Raw genomic sequence first — 366 nt, forward strand, 5'->3', positions numbered from 1 at the left:
AAAGTAAGGAAAGAAAACAACTTGACACAATATGAAGCTAGCGAAATCGTTGGTATTACTGGAAGTGCTTGGGGAGCAATTGAAAATCACATTGTCTATCCTAGTGTGGAAACACTCATTAACTTTTGTACGAAGTTTGAAGTTTCAGCTGACTTCTTATTAAGAAAACATAAAAATGATTTCTATCAAAAAGGCTACGATGATGGCTACACCGCAGGCATTGAGTTTGTAAAGAAAATGGTTAGTGAGGTTGATAGATGACCGTAATTGATTTAATTAATGCGATTGAAAAAGGAGCAATAATCAGCTTTTTAAATAAAGATGGCTCTGAGTTATTAAAATTTGAAAAAGGGAATGACCCAGATG

1 protein-coding gene is annotated in these 366 nt (G+C 34.2%); it reads left to right on the forward strand.

The annotated features are described in order from the left end of the window. The coding region (locus RT41_RS10290) for a helix-turn-helix domain-containing protein (protein ID WP_143467381.1) at positions 1-261 on the forward strand (261 nt) is incomplete at its 5' end. Positions 262-366 lie beyond the last annotated feature (105 nt).

Source organism: Lactococcus fujiensis JCM 16395, from assembly GCF_002441655.1.
Classification (GTDB): domain Bacteria; phylum Bacillota; class Bacilli; order Lactobacillales; family Streptococcaceae; genus Lactococcus; species Lactococcus fujiensis.